Origin of the sequence: Corallococcus sp. AB049A (genome assembly GCF_003668885.1) — a bacterium.
Lineage (GTDB): Bacteria > Myxococcota > Myxococcia > Myxococcales > Myxococcaceae > Corallococcus > Corallococcus interemptor.
Genome location: NZ_RAWL01001137.1, coordinates 1 through 441, shown reverse-complemented (window position 1 = coordinate 441; position 441 = coordinate 1). Strand labels below are relative to the sequence as shown.

General features: G+C 53.1%; 1 protein-coding gene. It reads left to right on the top strand.

Annotation, left to right across the window (positions count from 1 at the left end; translation table 11 throughout):
• Positions 1-111 precede the first annotated feature (111 nt).
• Positions 112-441 (top strand): hypothetical protein (locus tag D7X55_RS43120; protein WP_199747425.1); only part of this gene is annotated, 330 nt, incomplete at its 3' end.

Here is a 441-nt window from a genome sequence, read left to right as displayed (position 1 = left end):
TAACGGTTCTAAGTCACTGATTATACGTAGCATTTCGACCAAAGCTATCGCAGTCTTTGGCGAATTCGCAGACACGCCCGATACTAGGGCTTTCAGACGACGGAAGCGCCAATGACCTCGCCGCTTTATGACTTGGACGAGCTAGTGCTCCAGTGCAGAAATGAGCGTGCACGCAACTACATTCGGGAAGCAGTGTCCAGCTACAGAGCTGGGGCATTTCGAGCGGCTATCGTCTCAACATGGATCGCAGTCTGCTTCGACATCATGCAAAAGTTTCACGAGCTTGCCATCGCCGGCTATGCTGCTGCGGGAAAAGAAGCGGAAGCCCTTGAGCGAATCAGGGCCAACGGCGACGTGACCGCAGCTATGCGGTTCGAAAAGGACCTCCTCAACAAAGCAAAGTCGCCCTTCGAGCTCGTGAACAACCTAGAATACATAGAC